Origin of the sequence: Olivibacter sp. EAT-5, from assembly GCF_044784325.1 — a bacterium.
GTDB classification, from domain to species: domain Bacteria; phylum Bacteroidota; class Bacteroidia; order Sphingobacteriales; family Sphingobacteriaceae; genus Olivibacter; species Olivibacter oleidegradans.
Genome location: NZ_CP173028.1, coordinates 102,355 through 121,713 on the forward strand (window position 1 = coordinate 102,355; position 19,359 = coordinate 121,713).

At 41.4% G+C, this 19,359-nt stretch carries 16 protein-coding genes and 1 riboswitch; of the genes, 8 read left to right on the plus strand and 8 right to left on the minus strand.

Translation table 11 applies throughout. The annotated features are described in order from the left end of the window. Positions 1 to 82 precede the first annotated feature (82 nt). Positions 83 to 697 carry a suppressor of fused domain protein gene (locus tag ACH11B_RS00485; RefSeq protein ID WP_377610236.1) on the plus strand — a complete coding sequence of 205 codons (615 nt, stop codon included), beginning with the start codon at positions 83 to 85 and terminating at the stop codon, positions 695 to 697. Between the two features lie 36 nt (positions 698 to 733). On the opposite strand, the gene ACH11B_RS00490 is transcribed toward ACH11B_RS00485, so the two are convergent. From ACH11B_RS00490 to ACH11B_RS00500, 3 genes are all read right to left on the minus strand, one after another. Continuing rightward, the gene (locus ACH11B_RS00490) at positions 734 to 1,027 is read right to left on the minus strand and encodes a DNA-directed RNA polymerase subunit alpha C-terminal domain-containing protein (RefSeq protein ID WP_130858017.1); all 294 of its coding nucleotides are present in this window, start codon (positions 1,025 to 1,027) and stop codon (positions 734 to 736) included. Between the two features lie 21 nt (positions 1,028 to 1,048). Further along, entirely contained in the window at positions 1,049 to 1,462 is a 414-nt protein-coding gene (locus ACH11B_RS00495; protein ID WP_377610238.1) for a DUF6157 family protein, read from the minus strand. A gap of 150 nt (positions 1,463 to 1,612) precedes the next feature. Next, positions 1,613 to 3,292 carry a GMC oxidoreductase gene (locus ACH11B_RS00500; RefSeq protein WP_377610240.1) on the minus strand — a complete coding sequence of 560 codons (1,680 nt, stop codon included), beginning with the start codon at positions 3,290 to 3,292 and terminating at the stop codon, positions 1,613 to 1,615. 627 nt (positions 3,293 to 3,919) lie between these two features. Here ACH11B_RS00500 and ACH11B_RS00505 point away from each other — a divergent pair. The 3 genes from ACH11B_RS00505 to ACH11B_RS00515 all read left to right on the plus strand — a co-directional run bounded on the left by ACH11B_RS00505 (position 3,920) and on the right by ACH11B_RS00515 (position 9,064). After that, positions 3,920 to 5,143, plus strand: coding sequence for a metallophosphoesterase (locus ACH11B_RS00505; RefSeq protein ID WP_377610242.1), 1,224 nt, complete (start codon positions 3,920 to 3,922; stop codon positions 5,141 to 5,143). A gap of 173 nt (positions 5,144 to 5,316) precedes the next feature. Next, positions 5,317 to 7,596, plus strand: coding sequence for a GH92 family glycosyl hydrolase (locus ACH11B_RS00510; protein WP_377610244.1), 2,280 nt, complete (start codon positions 5,317 to 5,319; stop codon positions 7,594 to 7,596). A gap of 47 nt (positions 7,597 to 7,643) precedes the next feature. Then, a riboswitch (Fluoride riboswitch) is annotated at positions 7,644 to 7,709 on the plus strand. Between the two features lie 71 nt (positions 7,710 to 7,780). Continuing rightward, positions 7,781 to 9,064 carry a voltage-gated chloride channel family protein gene (locus ACH11B_RS00515; protein WP_149106258.1) on the plus strand — a complete coding sequence of 428 codons (1,284 nt, stop codon included), beginning with the start codon at positions 7,781 to 7,783 and terminating at the stop codon, positions 9,062 to 9,064. A gap of 4 nt (positions 9,065 to 9,068) precedes the next feature. On the opposite strand, the gene ACH11B_RS00520 is transcribed toward ACH11B_RS00515, so the two are convergent. From ACH11B_RS00520 to ACH11B_RS00535, 4 genes are all read right to left on the minus strand, one after another. Beyond that, positions 9,069 to 9,914: an alpha/beta hydrolase gene (locus ACH11B_RS00520; protein ID WP_377610246.1), complete on the minus strand. Its 846-nt coding sequence runs from the start codon at positions 9,912 to 9,914 to the stop codon at positions 9,069 to 9,071. 84 nt (positions 9,915 to 9,998) lie between these two features. Beyond that, complete coding sequence (locus ACH11B_RS00525) at positions 9,999 to 11,324, minus strand: PepSY-associated TM helix domain-containing protein (RefSeq protein ID WP_377610248.1); 1,326 nt, start codon at positions 11,322 to 11,324, stop codon at positions 9,999 to 10,001. A gap of 74 nt (positions 11,325 to 11,398) precedes the next feature. Next, positions 11,399 to 12,670, minus strand: a complete 1,272-nt coding sequence (locus ACH11B_RS00530; RefSeq protein ID WP_377610250.1) for a DUF4374 domain-containing protein — start codon at positions 12,668 to 12,670, stop codon at positions 11,399 to 11,401. Positions 12,671 to 12,694: 24 nt separating this feature from the next. Further along, positions 12,695 to 15,079, minus strand: a complete 2,385-nt coding sequence (locus tag ACH11B_RS00535) for a TonB-dependent receptor domain-containing protein (RefSeq protein ID WP_377610252.1) — start codon at positions 15,077 to 15,079, stop codon at positions 12,695 to 12,697. Positions 15,080 to 15,239: 160 nt separating this feature from the next. On the opposite strand from ACH11B_RS00535, the gene ACH11B_RS00540 reads away from it, so the two are divergent. Beyond that, a complete protein-coding gene (locus ACH11B_RS00540; RefSeq protein ID WP_130858008.1) occupies positions 15,240 to 16,283 on the plus strand; it encodes a helix-turn-helix transcriptional regulator in 1,044 nt (347 codons plus the stop codon). 24 nt (positions 16,284 to 16,307) lie between these two features. Here the strand turns inward: ACH11B_RS00540 and ACH11B_RS00545 are convergent, their stop codons facing one another. After that, on the minus strand, positions 16,308 to 17,087 hold the full coding sequence (locus tag ACH11B_RS00545; protein ID WP_377610254.1) for a DUF4197 domain-containing protein: 780 nt from the start codon (positions 17,085 to 17,087) through the stop codon (positions 16,308 to 16,310). 95 nt (positions 17,088 to 17,182) lie between these two features. Here ACH11B_RS00545 and ACH11B_RS00550 point away from each other — a divergent pair, with 95 nt between their 5' ends. The 3 genes from ACH11B_RS00550 (at position 17,183) to ACH11B_RS00560 (ending at position 19,342) form a co-directional block, all read left to right on the plus strand. Continuing rightward, positions 17,183 to 17,764, plus strand: coding sequence for a Crp/Fnr family transcriptional regulator (locus ACH11B_RS00550; RefSeq protein WP_377610256.1), 582 nt, complete (start codon positions 17,183 to 17,185; stop codon positions 17,762 to 17,764). 196 nt (positions 17,765 to 17,960) lie between these two features. Further along, a complete protein-coding gene (locus tag ACH11B_RS00555; protein WP_130858005.1) occupies positions 17,961 to 18,623 on the plus strand; it encodes an NADPH-dependent F420 reductase in 663 nt (220 codons plus the stop codon). 65 nt (positions 18,624 to 18,688) lie between these two features. Next, complete coding sequence (locus tag ACH11B_RS00560; RefSeq protein ID WP_013663504.1) at positions 18,689 to 19,342, plus strand: NAD(P)-dependent oxidoreductase; 654 nt, start codon at positions 18,689 to 18,691, stop codon at positions 19,340 to 19,342. Positions 19,343 to 19,359: the final 17 nt, after the last annotated feature.

The window sequence follows — 19,359 nt, forward strand, 5'->3', positions numbered from 1 at the left end:
TATTATAGATTTCTGGCGAGAAAGCGGTTTCTTCGTTTTGCTTTTTGTAGAAAATATTATTTCTTTACACTACGAAAAACACATGTCAGATTACCCTATACATAATCAAATGCTTCCCAGTCAAGATAACGTTCAGCTAGCGCATGCTGTAGCTGCAGCCATTGGCATTGATCCACAGGTTTATGCTTACTACGATGACAATAGAGAAAATAGTCTCCATATCCTAAACTGCATCGACCCAATGGATCCAAAAAGTAAGATTTACTGTACGATAGGCTTATCAGATTACCCCAATGAAATAGAAATGAACAAGGGCGTGTTAAAAAACATCCCAATTGAATTGATGATAGCAGGTAACGAAAGTAGCGATAAATGGGCAAATATATTATCGACGGCAGGCTTCTTCGTTACCAAGAACAAGTGGACTTGTCAACCCGGCACCGTGTTTAAGAACATGATTGATATGTACCATAAGGGCACCCATTTAAAACATTTGCTTTTTGTGGAGCCGGTGATGTGGCAAGAAAAGCTTGAGCAAATGAAACTCTCCAACAAAAAGGTTCATTTCTTATTGCTAATCCCCATTTCAGATGCCGAATGTAAATATCGGGAGAAACATGGTTTCGATGCGCTTGAAAGCATCTTTATGGAAAAAGAAATCGATATTACCAATCTCAATAGGCTATCCGTTTTATAATTATTTTACCGGGGATATGTTGGCAACAACGGCCTTCTATTTTCGAAAAGCCAGCCCTTTCTCTTCGAGCTTTTGTTTAAGTTTCGGGATCGATCCAGGTCCCATACCATGCAGGCTAAGAATTTCCTTTTCACTAAAGCTTGCCAATTTACGCAAGGTTGTAATGCCTTGGTTTTCCAAGGCCCTTCGGGCAGGTGCAGCAATTGCAGCAAGAAAATCTTCGGTTACCGCGCGTTGCTGTTCGCATAGGGGACATACGGGGCAATCGCTACTTTTATAATACTGATGTCCTTGGTCGCAGGTACGAAGTGTTTTGCTTTGTTTAACCATAATCTACTATTGATGAACAAACTACACTCTTTTCGAACGCATTGCTTTTACTATTTTTAATTGCTTATCCTTGCAGAAATAAGCATAGTCGTCCGAGTCGACACCATACAAAGCCACCTTTCCTTCTTCGTTACTATGAATGCCCCATCCATAGCGCTTTGCTAAAGGAGAAGATCGCAAGCAGGCCTGTCCCTTGGAAAAAAAATCCGCTCTCGCAGCAGTCAGATCGCCTTTTAAATCATTCTTCCAGACAAAACATTGAAACAAGATATCATCAGAGGTGTATTGATAAGGATGTTTCATAATCAGATCAAACTGCATGTTGGCAATCGTTTTGCCGGATTTTTTCTCCAGAGGAATTTCGCCCTTTTTTGCAGTACAATCATCCGCTACTTCAATGAATGTATTTTTGTAATTTGTGGTATGTGTTTTCATTTATTAATTACGATACCATTGCTTAGGAACGCCCAATATTAGCGGAAATAGACAATACCCCCACCTACCATCAGATGATTCTCTTTCTCCTTCCTGTTTGCATCACTAAGGTAGCAAAAAGGAAGGGAATTACAATGGATGGATGAACGCCTAAAGGTTCCCTTTCTTCAACTCTTCTACAGCAAAAGCAGCCGCTCTCGCCGTCATGGCCATATAAGTAAGCGAGGGATTAACGCAACCCGAGGAAGTCATGGCAGCGCCATCTGTTACAAAAACATTAGGTGCATCCCAAACTTGGTTATGAGCGTTTAACACGGAGGTCTTGGGATCTCGTCCCATACGGGCCGTACCCATTTCATGAATGCCTTGTCCCATGGCAAATACACTACGGTATCCCGTTACTTCTTTAACCCCCGCAGCTTCGAGCATCTCTTTTCCTTCTTTTATAATATCATCAATCATCAATTTTTCATTCTCTTTAATTTCTGCATCGATTGCCAAAACCGGTAAACCCCATTTATCTTTCCGATTTTTATCGATATATACCCTGTTCTCGTGATAAGGTAAAATCTCACCAAAACCGGTAAGGCCAATCGACCAAACTCCCGGTTCGCATAATTCTTCCTTCAGCCCCGCCCCAATACTCAATTCAGCTATAGATCGTTGCCATGCATCCCGACCTGCTCCACCTTGGTAACCATATCCTCTAATAAATGAACGTTTATCATCACCGATATTCTGAAAACGCGGTATGTACACGCCATTTGCTCGTCTGCCATAGACATATTTATCCTCATAGCCTTCTACAATCCCTCTAGCTCCGTTACCTAGTGTATGATCCATTACGTTATGCCCTAATTCCCCCGAACTGCTACCCAATCCGCCTTCCCAGATATCCGTCGCAGAGTTCATTAATACCCAAGCGGAGTTAAGTGCCGATGCATTTACGAAAATGACTTTAGCGAAATACTCATAAGTCTGTCCATTTTCGGCATCTAGAATCCGAACACCTTTGGCTTTCTTCGAGTCCTTATCATAAAGAATTTCCATGACGATCGACCATGGCCGAACGGTTAAATTACCCGTCTTGACCGCCGCAGGTAAAGTAGACGACTGTGTACTAAAATAGCCTCCAAAATTACATCCGTTGCTACATTGGTTTTGGTATTGACAGTTAATCCTTCCGGGCAGCGGTTTCGTGATGTTGGCAACTCGACCGATAATCATCGCGCGCTTATCGCTATAGTGCTTTTTAATACGAGCTGCTACATCCTTCTCTACAACATTCAGTTCCATCGGTGGCAAAAATTCGCCATCGGGTAAAATAGAAATCCCATCACGATTACCGCTTATACCGGCAAAGCGTTCCACATAACTGTACCAAGGAGCGAGGTCTTTATAACGGATGGGCCAGTCGACCGCAATCCCATCGCGAAGATTAGCTGTAAAGTCTACATCGCTCAGACGATAGCTCTGCCGTCCCCATATCAATGATTTTCCTCCTACCTGATATCCCCTAACCCAATCAAAACGTTTGACTTCTACATAAGGATTATCAATTTCATTGACTAAAAAATTGACATTACCTTCCGTCATAGGCCAATAACGAGCCTGTATAGGATGCTCATGAAGCATTTTTTGACTTCTATTATTACGGTATGGGTAATCCCATATATCCTTTGCCGCAAAGCCATAATCCTTTACATGCTCTACATTCCGGCCACGTTCCAACATCAGCGTTTTTAATCCGCTCTCTGTAAGTTCTTTAGCGGCCCAACCACCGCTAATACCTGACCCAATAACAATGGCATCATAATTTTTCTCTGTCATATATGTGTTTTTAGTATCCGACGATCATACCGAAATCTTTTACAAACAGTAGTGCCAACGTTGGCTTTATCGAACATCTCAATAGACTGATTGTTGTGTGAAAGACTTGCATAAATATTTTATATTGGTTTATTAAACAGACCTTGTCATTATCCAAACATAAATAATTCCTCGCTAAAGCGCAAATAGGAAGTAATTTATTTCATTCAGTATAAGCTTCATGATACTATTTACATGGAGAGAAACAATTTAACGAAAACACCATATAACGACAAAATCCATCGTTTTTTCGTAAATTTGTGATACCCTTCTCCTCCTAAACATTCTCAGTAAATTTTTGGCCTTGCATTCCACGTCAACTCCACGTGAAATCCACCTTTAGTCCACGTTAGATCCACCTGTTATTCGGTATCCCTTTGGTGTATACCCGTGTTTCCTTGCTTTTCTATAGAGCGTACATAGTACGGATAGCGCACGAATATCACAGGAATGGAAAACGAATAGAACACGAATGGAAATAAATGAATGTAAGGCTAATTTCATTTATAGCTGTACTCATAAAAATTTCTTAACACATGCTACAACATTTTCCTACCTTGTACGTCTAATGCATTAAAAACTAAAGGAATGTTCAGTAGAATATTATTTATTATACCAATTTGGTTGATTTTAGATTTTTACTTTTTTCAATCGCTAAAGTCAGTTACGCAAAATCTATCAAGTGCAACTCGAAATGGAGTTCATTGGGCTTATTGGCTGTTTGATCTTGTGTTGATTTTAATCGTACTCTTTTTAATATTTATAAACCCAAAACTGCTACCGGCCAAATACATCTTTGTACTCGTCGGTTTTGTTTTACTTAGCTTGGTTCCCAAGTTATTAGTACTTCCTTTCCTCCTCTTGGAGGATATCACTCGTTTAGGAAGCTATGCATGGAATTTCAAGAACAACATCCCTTATCCCGAAAGAAGAAAATTCATTGGTCAAATTATACTTGGCGTTAGCGCCGTCCCTTTCCTTGCCATCATTTACGGGATGTCTCGAGGTAAATATCAATATAAAGTGCATCATCATACCTTATATTTCGAAGATTTACCCGAGGCCTTTGATAACTTTACCATTACACAACTATCCGATATACATTGTGGCAGCTTCACGGATCACGCCTCGGTTAAAAGAGGAATAGAACTAGCAAATGAGCAGAAAAGCGACTTATTGGTTTTCACCGGTGATTTGGTAAACAATGAGTCCATCGAATTGGATGAATGGCAAAGTTTATTTGCCCGATTAAATGCTCCCTTTGGTGTCTATTCCATATTAGGTAATCACGACTACGGCGACTATACCGAATGGTCTTCTCCGGATGCAAAGGCAGCCAATTTGAACCGATTAAAGACCATGCAAAAAGAAATGGGTTTCCGTTTATTGCTTGATGAACATGTCAAATTGGAGAAAAATGGTCAATTCATCAACTTGGTTGGTGTACAAAACTGGGGTAAGAATTTCGCGCGCTATGGCAATCTCGAAAAAGCGATGGCTACCGTAGATCGTGATAGCTTCACGGTCGTATTGTCACATGATCCTACTCATTGGGAAGCTGAAATTTTACGGCACCCCATGCCGGTTCATCTAACCTTAGCGGGCCATACACACGGCATGCAATTCGGCATCGAAATTCCCGGTTTCAGGTGGAGCGCTGTTAAATATATTTACAATCAATGGGCAGGCCTATATAATAAAGGAAAGCAATATATTAACGTAAATCGCGGATTTGGTTTTATAGGCTTTTCAGGAAGAGTAGGTATTTGGCCTGAAATCAGCGTCATTACCTTAAAGAAAAGAACAGTTTAAGCCGCTACACTTTCAAAGTGACCTCGATTACACAAATCCGCGCGCTAAGTTTCAAGTTAGGTGGTGGTGGGTAACTACCGGTATAAAATGTAAGGTAAAAAATTCTTAAGAAAGCTAAAACGATTTAATTATATTTGAAACCGATAGAAATAGCTATAACCAAAAAAACCGTCATGAAACTAAAAACAGTTACCTTACTTCTTTTATGCTCTTCATCGGGCCTAGCAGCAGAAAAACAACTGGCTGACTATGTCAATACTTTACAAGGGACTAATTCCAAGCATGAGCTTACTCGAGGGAATACCTATCCAACAACAGCATTGCCATTTGGTATGCATACTTGGACGCCACAAACCGGAAAAAATGGAGACGGTTGGAAATACCAGTATTTTAAGAAAACCTTAAGCGGCTTTCAACAAGCGCACCAATGCAGTTCATGGACAAATGATTATGCTGTATTTTCTTTTTTTCCAACGATTGACAGTCTACAGGTAGACGAAGAAAAGCGAGCGACGGGATTTTCACATGAAAATGAAATTGCCAAGCCCTATTACTATCAGGTAAAAATGGATAATCATATCCAAACAGAAATGGCTCCAACCGAGAGAGGCGCGCATTTGCGCTTTTCGTTCCCAAAGGGACATAAGGCGTTTCTAGTGCTTGATGGTTATACGGGTTATAGCTTGGTTAAAATTCTACCCAAAGAAAGGAAAATCATTGGCTATGTACATAATGGTCGCGGATTTAAAGAGGGTTTTAAAAGCTTCTTTGTGGCCGAGTTTGATCAGCCGTTTCTTGATTATGGTACGTGGGAGAACAGGAAAAACACGACCGATGCACGGACTTTGGAAGCAGAAGGCGATGGAAAAGGTGCTTATTTGGTGTTCAAATCAGGTGCAACTGTACAAGTTAAAGTGGCCTCTTCTTATATCAGTCAAGAGCAGGCTGAACTTAATTTAGACAGAGAACTGGGAGATGATAAAAAGCTGGAAGTAACCAAAAATCGTGCGGCTACTATCTGGAATAAACATTTGGGAAGAATTAAGGTGGAAGGAGGCAGTGAAGAAGACAAAGCTACCTTTTATAGCTGCTTCTTCAGAGCAAGTCTTTTTTCCCGTCAGTATTTTGAGTATGATAAGGATGGTAAACCTTATTATTTCAGTCCGTATGATGGAAAAGTGTATCCGGGCCATATGTTTACGGATACCGGTTTTTGGGACACGTTTAGGGCACAATTCCCTTTAAATGCGCTTCTCTATCCAACAATGCATGGCCAGTATATGCAGGCGCTACTTGCCGCTTACGAACAGTGTGGTTGGCTACCCTCCTGGTCTTTTCCCAGTGAAGCAGGAAGTATGATCGGCAATCATGCCATTTCGCTACTAGCCGATGCTTGGGCTAAGGGTATTCGTACATTTGACCCTAAAAAAGCACTGGAGGCTTATTTACATGAGGCTACTAACAAGGGACCATGGGGGCCAGCCAATGGCAGGGATGGCTGGAAGGAATATTACCAGTTGGGTTATGTCCCCTATCCGGAGGTAAGAGAAGCTACTGCCAAAACGTTGGAATACGCTTATGATGACTTCTGTGGTTACCAACTTGCAAAAATGACCAATCAACCCTTTTACGCGGACATTTTTAAACGGCAAATGTTTAACTATCGGAACGTCTACGACTCCAAAACCCGATTTATGCGCGGAAGAGATAAAAATGGTAACTGGAACAACAATTTTGATCCCGCCGAATGGGGTGGTCCTTTTACTGAAGGAAACGCCTGGCACTGGGTTTGGTCGGTTTTCCATGACACAGAAGGACTGATTAAACTCTTAGGTGGAGATGCCAACTTTATTGCTAAATTAGACTCCGTATTTACGGAACCGAACCGCGTGAATGTAGGCACTTATGGCGGCTTGATTCACGAGATGACCGAAATGGTAATGGCGAATATGGGACAATATGCTCACGGCAATCAACCGATTCAGCATATGGTATATCTATACAATTACGCGGGTCAGCCCTGGAAAGCGCAGTATCATGCACGGGAAGTTATGCGCAGGCTATATAACAGCACAGAAAACGGCTATCCTGGTGATGAGGATCAAGGACAGACCTCATCGTGGTATGTATTAAGCGCCCTCGGTTTCTACAGCGTTTGTCCCGGAACCGATCAATATGTCCTGGGAAGCCCGGCATTTAATAAAATCACCATTAGTTTAGAAAATGGGAAAGAATTCATTATTCAGGCGGATAAAAATAACGCAGACAACGTATACATACAAAAGGCCTCTTTAAACGGGCAGGACTATTCGAAAAATTACCTCACCTATTCAGCTATAAACAATGGAGGCATCTTAGTATTGGAAATGGGTGCAAATCCAGATAAGGAAAGAGGTGTTCGTGAAGAAGATAGACCGTTTTCTGTTAGCAACTCATTTATCGAAATGGAATAAAAAAGAGAGGTTTCACTGATTGTTAAATACCGTATATTTTGCTATTTTTGCGAAACGGAAATGATGCCTTCCGACTGAACCGCCTTAAAAAAGCTGATGGCGTCTACTAAAATAAAAGGAATGCGATAGACACTTATATGCGGTCTATTAGAGCCTATTTTGTAGACACATAGCTTTGTATACCATGATAGATAAAATTTTCTTGCTTGAACAGGTTCGCGTTTTGAAAAATCTACTGCGGTGGACCCTTATTATCCTCCCTGTGTCTATCGCGATAGGGAGCATGGTTGCCCTGTTTCTTTGGTTGCTTCATCTTTGCATCCATTTTCGTTTCGAGCATCCTTGGTTACTTTATTTCCTCCCCCTAGCAGGTTTGCTTATCCATTTTGCTTATAAACTGTACGGAAAAAATGCCGAACGGGGTAATAATTTAATTATCGACGAAATTCACGAACCGGGAGGAGGTATTCCGAAACGTATGGCACCTTTGGTTTTATTGAGCACAGTTGTTACCCACCTCTTCGGAGGGTCTGCCGGCAGAGAGGGTACGGCTGTACAAATTGGAGGAAGTATTGCGCAAGCCTTTAGCAAATGGTTTGGTTTAAACGACAAAGAAACTGGTATTCTATTGACCGCTGGTGTAGCTGCAGGTTTTGGTGCCGTATTTGGTACACCACTAACCGGTGCCATCTTTGCGCTCGAAGTGTTAACCATCGGACGCATTCAATACCAAGCCGTTTTTCCCTGCTTAGTGGCAAGCCTTATCGGCGACCTTACCGTTTCGGCATGGCAGGTCCATCATACGAGTTACCGGATCGATGCAATTGATATTCCAAATTATTTTGACGCCTATTTCTCGTTGAACCCTTTGCTGTTAATAAAAGTTGTAATCGCCTCAATTGCCTTTGGCTTAGCCAGTTTATTATTTGCGCAAATGGTCCATAGGATGAAGCATCTTTTCCTTAGCGTTTTTTCTAAAACATGGATTGTGCCTATGGTGGGTGGGCTAACGATCATTCTCTTAACATTTATTTTAGGTAAACCCGATTATTTGAGCTTAGGTGTTGATGCGGAATATAATGGCGCGATTACCATCCCATCCGCTTTCCAAGCTGGCGGGGCTGATACCTGGAGTTGGCTGTGGAAAACCATTTATACCAGCGTCACCCTAAGCAGCGGCTTTAAAGGTGGCGAAGTGACACCGCTATTCTATATTGGAGCAACCTTGGGAAATACCTTATCAACGTTATTAGATGCACCCGTCAGTCTTTTTGCTGCCTTAGGTTTTCTGGCCGTTTTTGCCGGTGCCACCAATACTCCCCTAGCTTGTACTATTATGGGCGTTGAGCTGTTCGGAGGAGAATATGTACTCTACTTCGCCATCGCTTGTTATACGGCTTATTTTTTCAGTGGACATAATGGAATCTATAGTGCACAAAAAATTGGCATAAAGAAATTAGACGCTTAAGAGACTAGGGCTGATAGTTATCCTGATAAAGGAAGCGTAAACCATAAAATAGTGCGGGTAACACTACACTCCCATGGTTCTCTTCATCAAAACGCCTATAATGCCATCGTAAGGTTGGTTGTGTCGTTTCTTTGAGCATATCAGGCAATGACAAGCGTTTTTCATGGTTTGGATTTATGTTTTTTTCCATTCCGGCGCTGGCGACGAATAAACCAACGTGATCAAATTGCGATCTTTGCAGAATCTCCTTTGCTTCTGTCAACAATTTGGAATCATCCCACCATAAACTTGGATCGATAGCTAAATAATCGGAAAATAATTGGGTGTGTTTTAGAAAGATATTGATGGTTGTTAACCCGCCAAAAGAATGGCCGATGAGAACGCGTCTTTTGCTCGTACGAAATTGGCTATCCACCAAGGGAAGCAGTTCTTTTTCAAGAAAGGAGACAAAGCGTTCTCCACCACCGCTATTTGTTAAAGTGGCATGTCCACGCTCGCTAACTGCCGGTGTCGGCGTCAAGTCCCGGGTACGATCGGTATTTTCAATCCCAACAATAATGGCATCGGGTTTACGGCTACGGCCTCCGCGATGTAAGGCGGCCTGTACTCCGGTTACGGTTAAAAAATTCAGTTCGGCATCCAACACGTAAATTACGGGATAATGATGATTGATTGCGCGTTTATCGTGGTAGTTTTCCGGCAAATGAATCCAAATAGATCGTTCTTCTTTCAATTGCCGGGAAACAATTTTATTCTTTTTCCCAACAATTAAAAGACTATCGTTCTCCTTTGCCTGCAAATTCATCATTAAGAAAGAAAACACAAATAATGTATGTATGGTATATTTCATTCTACAACAACTTTAAATATGTTCTGTTTGTTCCAGACAGCATATAATAGTCGTTTAGGCTCCCCTCCTTTCCATCACTCCGATCTATTCTTCTATTTCTATGCGCATATCACGAACACGCGCCTTAAATTCAACTGGTTGGCCAAGGTTCCTCTTCGCACTTGTCTTTTTTGATTTCTTTTTAAGCTTATTGATCCAGATAATCGTACCGGTTACAGGCAAACTGGTAGCTATTAAGCAACCGATAAAATAAAGAATTTTGGAAAAAGTGCCGTAGATATCTCCAAGATGCAAAGGTTTAATGGAAGCAACGATGCGTTCGTTCAGTGGTTTATCACCAAATCGATCGACTTTAATTAATTCACCGCTATATTGATCAATCACTACTTTATCCGTCGCAGCAGGCGCAAAAAAACCGGTTTTGTTCTTATAAACTACAGCCGAAGCAGCCTCATCTGCCGGTAAGCTAATCCGAACGTCTCCTTTATAGGAGAGTTGCGCATTAGCCAAAGCTATATAATCCGCTATTTCCAAAGACCGCCGGTTTTGCCCCTTAAGCTCGGACCCCGGGAATTTTTCATTCCTTCCACCGAAAACCTTTGCACCCATTACATTGCTTACCCCATCACGATACCATTCAAAAGACCAACAAAGGCCCGTCAATGCCATAATGGTTAATAGGATAAATGAATAGAAACCTAAGGTATTGTGCAAATCGTGATTAAATCGTTTCCAATTGGAAGTTTTAATGGTAAATCCCGATTTCCACATTTTCCATTTTTTCATCTGCTTCCATTTAGCAGGAGCCCATAATACCAATCCGGAAATTTCGAGTATCAGAAAAATCAACGTAGCAACTCCAACAATCATTTTACCAACTCCTCCCTCAATGAGTAACCAGCGATGCGCTTGCATCATTATCAAAAAGAATTGGGATGATGCATGTTGTGTTGTCCCCTGTATTTCGCCGGTGTAAGGGTTCACGAGATAGTTGGTACCTCTATTGCGGCCATGTCCACCGGCCTTGCCCTCGCCACTTTTACCTTCTTTTCTGTCCTGCCTGGGCTTTTTCGCTAATTCTTTTTTTATTTTGACCGGTTGAGTTGCAAAGGTCCAGGCTTCTTGCGGATTGTTCGGTATGGTCACGGCGGTAACACGCGACTTGGTTTCCCTCGAAATCTGTGCAATCAACTGATCTACCGGGATCAGTTGTTGCCCGGCCTTCGGTACGACGTGGTAAACCTCCCTATTCAAAAAGCGGGTTATTTCATCCTTGAAGGTATAAATCGTACCCGTAAGACATACTATAAACAGTATCAATCCACTAGCGATACCCAACCATAAATGAATATCACCAATAAATTTTCGCAGGGTGTATTTTTTCTGTCCAGTCCTTTGTTTAGCAATCATAGCTCAATGGTTAAGGTAAAAGTGATCTCCGGTATTCGTTGAAAACGAATACCGGAGATGTCCGACAAAAGCTATTAAAGTGTTAATTTTGTTACCGAATTGACAGATTCTGCCTGTATTACTAGACCAGCCGTTGCGCTGGCTGTCGTTGGATCAATCACATAAATGGTAGGAGCCGTTGTATCGGTTGTCACCGGAAAATACAACTTGCCTCCATCGGCAAAAGGAAGACCTGTGGCTGTTATTTGATCTTTCGATGGGAAACCATTGGTTAACCAGGTGAAGGATCGATCTCCCATTTTTACGATCGCATATTGCGTTGCAGGCGTATTGGTATCGTATTGAACACTATTGTAGAATTCGAGTAAATAGTAATCCTCTGTAATATGCCATACTTTTCTAAAGCGATAACCACCGGACTTTTCTTGGATATTGAAATAATAATCCTGATCAAATGTTTCGGCACCCCGATTAATGCGTAAAGCGCCAGCCGGTTTGGTTGTTGTACCATCATAAGAACCGGAGAACACATATACATTCCCCTCTCCATCTTTGGCTATTTGTGAATAGTATTGGGATTTAAATCTTCCGGAACTGTAACTTAAACGATCATCCCGATAAATTCGCTTTACATTCAAATCGGCATCCAGCGCCGCCACCCAAACGCTGTCCGGGAAGTTTACCTTGCCAGTGCTACTTCCTCCACCTGAACCTTCTTCTTTCAGCCCCGAAGCTACTACCCCTGTTAAGAACTCACCGTTTCCTAAATCAACAATGCCCGAAAAAGTGGCTATATCTCCATTTCCTGTAAAATTGGTTGTATTGATGGATTTTTGGGTGAGTTGACTGCGATTGTTCATATCGATAAAGTTGAAAGTAGAACCAATACTACCATCATCTAAAGTCTGTCCACTTACGCCTGTTAACACATAATGGTCATATGTCCCATAAGTAGTAAACCGCGAATTAATCAAAAATTCATTCCCAACAGGTGCCAAGGAACCATCCGATGCTAAACCATAGGTAACGCCAACGCCCGGATTCCCCTGCGCATAATAAAGACCAACGGTGGCCTTTGTACCATAATTTACCCAAGTGGTATAAGTCGTGAGCAGCTCCACACCATTACCTGTAGTAGTAATGGTATCACTATGGTTGGTTAAATCATCCGCTGTTAACAAATAGGTCGCTGTACCGGTTGTAGCAGCAATAAAATACTTTTGGCCATTAAAATCACCGCCCCCGGTATCGGGACCATCACTTTTACTGCAAGCTGTAAGGCCAAACACCGCCAGACCAAGCAACCAACTATTTTTTTTAAAGGTGTTGAATTGAATCATGTTCATGAAAATTGAGTGTATATATTTCTGTTAATGTCTTTTCACTAAGAAATAGCGCAACTTGAGCGCAAAACTTCTGCCCGGTTTCTGTAAGCTATAGTTATCATAAAGCATTTCATTGGTGAAATTGCGTGCTTCAAATGCGATATTGTAGCGTCCGTTCTTCATCATATAGCTCATATTAAAGTCGTGCGAAAGTTGTTGAGGTAGTTCGAGCTTCGTATTACGATCGCCCTGGCTTTCCCAATGCAGGTAAAACTGGCCAATGAAGTTTAGGCTGTAGCCTAAGGAAAGCACATTACCCTTGCCGCAAAAATCACGAATAAAATAAGCAGCGTCAGCATTTCCAAAGAAATAAGGCACATTCGGTACCCGATCGTCATAAACATTACTTAGCTGTGTGCTATTTTCGGAAACCAATTGTTCTTTATTGCGCATATTCTGATAGGTTACATTTCCGCCAAGCGAAAAAATGTCTCGATAATAATAACGAAGCTCGGTGTCTACACCAACGTTACGCACTTTGCCGTGGTTGCTGTAAGCCGCCCCTCCCAAGCGCTGATCAATTAACCGACGGATATAATCATTAATATCCCGATAATAACCTGCTACATCTACATACAGATTATGATCACTCGTGAGTTGCTTATTGAACGTCAAACCCAGATTATAGTTATACGAATTCTCTGCCCGTAACGAAGCATTTCCCGTCTCCAGCACCCCATCGCCAAACAACTCGTTCTCGGTAGGCAAGCGGTAGGCTTTTTCCCAGGACACTTTCAACTGCAAGTGTTTATGTAAAAAATAAGTACTGGCAATACCGTATCCGGTAGTATGATAAGCTTTATCAAAACGAGCGTAAGAAGAAGTACCTGAAGTCCTGGAGGTATCAACCGGCCCGGTAATGTTTTGGGTGTAATGCTTCATAAAAACTGAGGTTACCCATCTGCGTTTATAACTAAAGCGGTAAGAAGCACCAAAGATATTTTTTCGGTTCTCCCTTTTAATCGTATCGGCTGCCGATATCGGATCAAGAATAGCCACCTCATCTGTGTTTTGCCTTTTATAACCAGCTATTACATCGCTAACCGAGAAGGAGTGCATCTCATTGATGCGATAACTTAAATTGGCCGTAGCCGAGGCATTTTTGTTACGGAACTCGCCTAGTGTATGCACACCCGACTCTCCTTTTGAAGATTTTGTCCACGAGTTGCCCAACCAATTATATTGACGAGCAGCGGTATCTATATTTCGATTGTAATTACTGTTGTAATTTGCTGTCAGGCGTAGGTTCAACCCGTCAACAAACAGATCTTTTTTCTCATAGGTCAAAGATGGCAGTATGGTCGATGCCCTTCGCTCCTTTTGTCCATAGACAATTTTCATAATATTGGCATGCTGGATATCCGCGTGCTCCTGCCCTAATGTTAAACCCAACAATAAGCGATCGGCCCAGGGTTTCTTCACAAAGCCGATCTTCGCCATAATGGTTTCATTATGATAGGTATCATGAAAGCGGCGTACCCATTGGTCCTCTTGGTTACCGTTGGGATATTGCACCGTCGTAAAAACCCGATAATCGTTATCCGAGTAATTCTGAAAAGCATTCAGTTGGAATGTGAGGCCTTTAGGTGTGGTATGCCCTAAACTAATATTCGATTTATGTGTATTAAAAGAGCCGTAGGAATAGGACGCATCTAAATAGCTGTTTGCACTTTGATTGGTGACAATGTTAATGACACCGCCCATAGCATCTGCTCCAAATTCAATCGGTACTACCCCTTTATACACCTCAATACGATCGGCAATATTAACGGGAATATTATTCAATTGAAAAGCAGAGCCAAAACCCTCCATCGGCACACCGTCCATAAACAGCTTCACGTGTCGCCCGGTGAATCCATTGAGGAAAACCGACATATTGGAGCCGGTACCGCCGGTTTCTCGTATTTTAACCCCCGAAGCCCTATCTAACATATGACCTAAATCGAGGGTTGAATTATATAAAGACTTCGCATCTAGTGCCACCACGTTGTAAGGAGTTTCTCGCACTTCTTTGATGGCTGATTTTCCAATAACCTCCACTTCGTTGAGTGCCATCCGCGCATCAGGTTTTAAGGTAAAAGATAGATTTTGTTGTTTTCCTTTTCCAACATGAATTTTGATCGATTGCGTTTCATAGCCTAAAGCCGAACAGGTGATCTCATAATCGCCCGGATATAGATGCAAAAAATATGAGCCATCTTCGCTTGTTATGGTATCGAATTTGGTATACTTTACATAAATACCGGCCTGCGCTATGGGTCGACCGTTTTTATCTTTTACATGGCCCGACAAGAGAGCACTTGGCTCTTGCGCTCGTGCCGCTTGGAAAAAGAAGAAAAAAAACGAAAGGTAAAATAAAAATCTTTTCACGTATATCCTTAATCTTTGATTTGGTTGAGCATCTTTACCATTTCATATTCCTGTATCGGAATTGGTATTTAGACTTATTTTAAATAATTTCGCTCAAAAATAGAGAGGTCGTAAGAGATTGGATGACGGAAAACGGAATAAAAATAGCGCAAAAAGAATTATGTATATTTATTCTAAATTAATAGAGTCAGAAACCGTAGTTTGTGATATAAGGCTGGATAATGCTTACAATCAGGAAGAGTTAGTAACAGAAAGCCAAGTCAATGAAACAAGTGAACGCGCCGATATCCAAAGTAAATCTCGCTACAGCTCAGGCTTTCTGATGCTGGAAACCTATTTTTCGATTCGGAAAAAAGTTACTGATCAATTTATTGTTGAGGGCGAGCATATTCAACTTAGCTTCTTCTTGAACGGGAAATCGCGCATGATGGAGCCTTTACAAGACTCCTCGTGCGACCTTGATATAGGGATAATGCGAAGGAACTATTTTAAAGACTATCATCGCAACTTTGACATGCGGGGAGGGAATGAGGTAAATTATGTCGCCATTTACCTATCGAGCGACTTTTTTCGCAAACTCGTAGAAAAAGAACACTGGGCGGCTAAAGATTCCCTCGTGCAACGTGTGTTGAAGAGGGATGAAAGCGGTTCGAATGACGAAATTTGTGCCATTAGCCTCCCGGTTCTGAAAATATTGCAAGAGTTGTTTCGATCAACTTATGACGGTTTACATCAACGTTATTTTATAGAGCTAAAACTGAAAGAGCTTTTATTTCTATCCTACGTAGAACATACTCAACTGGATACTACTTATAAAGGATTAGAAAACACGTTATATACAACGCTTGAAAAAGTCAAGGCATACCTAACCACACATTTCGACAATCCGCCTACTATCAAACAACTTTCCCGGATGTTCTCGTTGAACGAGCTTAAATTGAAGCAGGGTTTCAAAAATCTATATGGGACAACCATTTACGCTTATGTCATCCATTTACGTATGCAACAAGCTGAAAAAATGCTACTCGAAGATTATTCTGTAAATGAGATGTCCTCCATATTGGGCTACCGCAGCGTATCCCATTTTATCAGTACCTATAAAAAGCATTTTGGATATACGCCAAAACAAGCACTGAAAAGAATTTCACAGTCGCTCCCCCTGTTTGTTGCCTTCTTAAACGGTTGTTTAGACCATAGTTTATAGGCTTGCAAAGAAGCAGGAAATGGGTTAATCCAGTGCACCAAACACCTTCTTCAACAAGGACGTACTTCTGAACGCCGCATTATCGCGCACACCTTTTTCCTTTTCGGCAACCATTTTAAATACACCATTAAGCGTTTCTTCCGTTACATACTGATTCAAATCAGGGGTAACATTTTGTTTAGTGATGCTGTTATATTTGGTAATGATTTGATTCCATACTTTATCGGCACCCACCTTTCCTAACGAATTTTCAACCTTTGGTTCAAAAGCCTGATACAATTGTGCAGATGTTTTTCCCTTTAAATAGCTGGTGGCCGCTGTATCCGTACCTAAAAGAATCTTCTTTGCATCATCAAAAGTCATGGATGTAATCGCATTAGCAAAAATAGGCACGCCTTCAGTCACGGCATCTTCGGCCGCTCTATTCAATAGTTTAATTCCCTGATCAGCCAAGCTTCCCATACCCATCATTCGTAAAGTGGATTCTACTTTTTGTAGTTTTTCAGGTAGTAAAATCTTTACCAGATTATTCTTATAAAAACCATCTTCGGCTCCTAATTTTTTTATACCTTCTTCGACACCTATATTAAGCGCTTGCTTTAATGCACCCGAAACATCAGTGCTACTTAGTTTCTCCACCGCGCTATTATTGCTGCTCGTTGATTTATTCGTGGTGCTACTATCCGCATTTTTCTGCTGCTCTACTGCCTTTTTAACTTTGTCAAAAATGCTTTGGGCCTGTAGATTAGACGAAACCGCTAAACTGATTATTAAGAGTAGTAAAACAGTGCTGACTTTCTTCATTCCTTTTGTAATTATGTATTTCCTTAAATATGGCTTAAATATAAGAAAGTTCTTCACCGAATTTTAATATATTGCTTCGGTTTTCCGATAACGCTATGTTCGAGATTTTATTTGAACACATTAACAGAAAAATTTCGCTTCAGGAAGCGGAAATGGAACAATTAAAAACTTTTTTCATTCCAAAAAAATACCGCAGAAAACAGTATGTACTCCAACAAGGAGATCCATGCAAATACATCGTATTTGTAGAAAAGGGCATGTTGCGATCTTATCAGGTGGACGACAAAGGGAACGAGCATATCGTTCAATTTGCGCCGGAAGGCTGGTGGATTAGTGACAGCTACAGTTTTTTAACGGGTACTCCCGCTAGCTACGATATTGATGTATTAGAGGAAGCAGAAGTTTTGCTTATTACGCAACCGGCGATGGAAGAGATGTTACAAGCGATTCCGACAATGGAACGCTATATGCGTATCCTGATGCAGAATAGTCTAATCAGCATGCAACGTCGAATTGCCTGTACACTTACTACACAGGCAGAAGAGCGATACCTGGGCTTTATTGCCGAAAATCCCCATATCGGCCAACGAGTACCTCAACATATGCTGGCTTCCTTTCTTGGCATGACTCCTGAAACCTTAAGTCGGGTTAGAAAACAATTACTGAAGAAAAGTTAAGTTGTAAAATAGGGAAATAGTTAATAGTAATTGTTCGTATCAAGACAGTGGACATAAGACACGAAGTCTCGATACCTTAACCCTACACCCTAAACCTTATACCTCCTCTTGATCTATATCAATCCTATTTCTTATTTCATATCAACAGAATAGGGCTCCATTTGTCTCTACCTTTGTAGTACAAAACGAAGGAAATATGAATACAAAACAAACGATTGCTATTGTTGGAGCCACCGGACAAATGGGCTCTGCCTTAGCGAAGAGCTTGGCAGGGAGTTCTTATCGTTTATTACTAATGGGAACAAACCAGGCCAAGCTTCAAGATTTATATCATCAATTGAAAAAGATAAATCAAGAAGTGGATAGCGACTGGATTTTATGTCCCGTCGATGCCAGTTGGGAAGCTGATATCATTGTTTTGGCGGTTCCTTATAGCGCAGAGAAGGATTTGGCGGCCAAAATCGCACCGGTGACTACGGGAAAGATCGTTATCAGCATCTCAAATCCGATAACACCTGATTTTCAGGGATCACTTTTGCCCGAGCATACCAGTGCAGCGGAAGAACTGCAAGCTCTTTTACCCTATTCGAAAGTCGTGAAGGCATTTAATACCACCTTTGCAGCCAATTTTGGTCAGCCTGTATTTTCAAATCACGTGGCTGATTGCTTTTTAGCGGGTGACGATGAGGCCGCTTTAAGCCAGACGGAAGCACTGGTGAAAGAAGTTGGTTTTAGGCCGGTGATTGCCGGAAATTTGAGCAAAAGTAGAACATTGGAAAATATGCAGATTCTGTTAATGCAACTGGGAATAAAAAACCATTATAATTGGCACGCCGGTTGGAAAATTTTGCATAATTAATTAAGCATCAAAATCTATATAAAACAAGCTGTTAAAGCTTATAACGTAAACTTAAAACGAATAAAATGAAAATTGCATTAATTGGCGCCACGGGATTTGTTGGCGAAACTATTTTAAACGAGTTATTAAATAGAGGGCAAGAGGTAACCGTCTTGCTGAGAGATCCTTCTAAATTAAATACACAGGATGAAAAGCTGCACATCACCCAGGTTGATGTACTTGATACAGAAAATTTTGTAAAAGCCATCCAAGGTTTCGACCTTGTGATCAGTTCTTATAATGCCGGCTGGACAAATCCAAACTTGTACAATGATTTCTTAACCGGCTCAAAAGCTATTCAAGAAGGCGTAAAAAAAGCTGGCGTAAAGAGATTACTGGTAATTGGAGGTGCAGGCAGCCTATATGCTGCTGAGGGTTTACAGATCGTTGATACACCCGAATTTCCGGCTGAGTGGAAACCCGGCGCTCAGGCCGCCCGTGATTACTTAAACATCCTAAAACAAGAACAAGATATCGACTGGACATTTATAAGCCCTGCACCTGAAATGCACCATGGCCTACCGAGAGAACGAAAAGGTACTTATCGAACCGGTACTGATTATCCTGTTGCTGATGAAGCTGGAAGAAGTTGGATAACGGTAGACGATCTGGCCGTAGCCATTGTTGACGAAGCTTTAAATCCGCAACATATTAAACAACGCTTCACGGTTGCTTACTAAACATGAGGGTTTGTTCA

What these genes read in the sequence shown, in the direction of transcription:
- ACH11B_RS00485 (WP_377610236.1), top strand. Translation starts at nt 83, where the DNA reads ATGTCAGATTACCCTATACATAATCAAATGCTTCCCAGTCAAGATAAC.
- ACH11B_RS00490 (WP_130858017.1), bottom strand. Translation starts at nt 1,027, where the DNA reads ATGGTTAAACAAAGCAAAACACTTCGTACCTGCGACCAAGGACATCAG.
- ACH11B_RS00495 (WP_377610238.1), bottom strand. Translation starts at nt 1,462, where the DNA reads ATGAAAACACATACCACAAATTACAAAAATACATTCATTGAAGTAGCG.
- ACH11B_RS00500 (WP_377610240.1), bottom strand. Translation starts at nt 3,292, where the DNA reads ATGACAGAGAAAAATTATGATGCCATTGTTATTGGGTCAGGTATTAGC.
- ACH11B_RS00505 (WP_377610242.1), top strand. Translation starts at nt 3,920, where the DNA reads ATGTTCAGTAGAATATTATTTATTATACCAATTTGGTTGATTTTAGAT.
- ACH11B_RS00510 (WP_377610244.1), top strand. Translation starts at nt 5,317, where the DNA reads ATGAAACTAAAAACAGTTACCTTACTTCTTTTATGCTCTTCATCGGGC.
- ACH11B_RS00515 (WP_149106258.1), top strand. Translation starts at nt 7,781, where the DNA reads ATGATAGATAAAATTTTCTTGCTTGAACAGGTTCGCGTTTTGAAAAAT.
- ACH11B_RS00520 (WP_377610246.1), bottom strand. Translation starts at nt 9,914, where the DNA reads ATGAAATATACCATACATACATTATTTGTGTTTTCTTTCTTAATGATG.
- ACH11B_RS00525 (WP_377610248.1), bottom strand. Translation starts at nt 11,324, where the DNA reads ATGATTGCTAAACAAAGGACTGGACAGAAAAAATACACCCTGCGAAAA.
- ACH11B_RS00530 (WP_377610250.1), bottom strand. Translation starts at nt 12,670, where the DNA reads ATGAACATGATTCAATTCAACACCTTTAAAAAAAATAGTTGGTTGCTT.
- ACH11B_RS00540 (WP_130858008.1), top strand. Translation starts at nt 15,240, where the DNA reads ATGTATATTTATTCTAAATTAATAGAGTCAGAAACCGTAGTTTGTGAT.
- ACH11B_RS00545 (WP_377610254.1), bottom strand. Translation starts at nt 17,087, where the DNA reads ATGAAGAAAGTCAGCACTGTTTTACTACTCTTAATAATCAGTTTAGCG.
- ACH11B_RS00550 (WP_377610256.1), top strand. Translation starts at nt 17,183, where the DNA reads ATGTTCGAGATTTTATTTGAACACATTAACAGAAAAATTTCGCTTCAG.
- ACH11B_RS00555 (WP_130858005.1), top strand. Translation starts at nt 17,961, where the DNA reads ATGAATACAAAACAAACGATTGCTATTGTTGGAGCCACCGGACAAATG.
- ACH11B_RS00560 (WP_013663504.1), top strand. Translation starts at nt 18,689, where the DNA reads ATGAAAATTGCATTAATTGGCGCCACGGGATTTGTTGGCGAAACTATT.